General features: G+C 62.8%; 1 protein-coding gene. It reads left to right on the top strand.

Annotated elements, in window-relative coordinates:
• Positions 1 to 190: 190 nt before the first annotated feature.
• Positions 191 to 1,346 (top strand): tyrosine-type recombinase/integrase (locus tag AC1D2K_RS34720; protein WP_478094980.1); only part of this gene is annotated, 1,156 nt, incomplete at its 3' end.

The raw sequence follows: 1,346 nt of genomic DNA, 5'->3' as shown, positions 1-1,346 counted from the left end.
CACCCGACCTTCTCATTACGAATGAGCAGATAAGTGGATGGATGTTTGTTGATCTTTGTTGATGTTCGAGTGAATTTACAGAGGGAAAGGCCTTGGAGTTAGCGCCATGGATTCCTCGTTGTTGATCTGAATATCAAAAATTCTCTTACATCCTCCGTTACTTCCGGGGCCGATGTAAGAGAATCCCTCCATGGCAAAAATTGCACTCACAGCGCCGCGCGTCGCCGGCTTCTCGTGCCCGCCTGACAAGGCGCAGGCGTTCCTATGGGATAGCAAAGCGCCTGGGCTCGGCCTTCGCGCCACGCCACGAGGGACGCCGGCCTTCATCTTCCAGAGCGTTTATCAGGGCAAGAGCCTGCGCATCACGATCGGCGACGCCCAGGCGTGGCGCATCCCGGACGCGCAAGCCAAGTCGAGGGAACTGCAGCGTCAAATTGATGAAGGTCGCGACCCGCGCGAGGTAAAGGCCGAGGTCGTCGCGGCCGACGTGGCGAAGCGTGACGCCGAGCGGCAACAGGCGGTGACGGTCGGCGAAGCGTGGCTCACATATTTGGCCCGCGGGAAGCCCAAGAAAAAGGCAGCATGGAAGCCTCGCTACCTGGTCGACTTGCACAAAATGGCGTCGATTGGTGGCGAGCCAAAGAAGCGGGGCAAGGGCGTGACGTTGCCTGGCCCGATCGCGGCGCTGCTCTCGACCGGTCTGAAAGACATCAATCCGAAGAGCTTGCGCGCGTGGCACCAGCGTCAAGCGGAACGCGGCCCGGTGCAGGCGGCGCGCGCCGTCCAAATGTTCTCGGGTTTCCTGCGCTGGTGCAGTACTCAGGACGAGTACGACGGGATCGTCGATCCGCTAGCGGCTCGAGATGCGAAAGTACAAGACGCGCTTCACTCAGGCGCTGGGAGCCGGCGCACTGACGCAATCGAGGAGGCGCAGTTGGAGACTTGGTTTGCGGGCGTGGGCCAGTTGCGGAACACGACCGCTGGCACTTACCTGCAAGGACTTCTGCTGACCGGCGCTCGGCGCGAAGAGCTGGCAGCGCTCAAGTGGGCCGACATCGACTTCCGCTGGGGGCGGCTCACAATTGCGGACAAGGTTGGCGACACACGGACGCTGCCTCTCGCGCCGTACCTTCACCAGCTGCTCCACAACCTGCCTCGCGTCGCGGACAACCCGCATGTCTTCGCGGCGCCAGTTGCGAAGTCGGGTCGTATCGCCGATCCGCGCAGCGCCCACGCCGAGGTGCTCACTCGTGGCGGGCTCCCGCACGTCACGATCCATGGCTTGCGTCGCACGTTTGCGCTCATGGGCGAGGCCGCGGGCTGCCCGGCAGGCGCCATCGCGCAAT

This window comes from Variovorax sp. P1_H12_2, assembly GCF_056405335.1.
The sequence above is the reverse complement of the archived record's forward strand: the minus strand, read 5'-3'. Positions and strand labels throughout refer to the sequence as shown.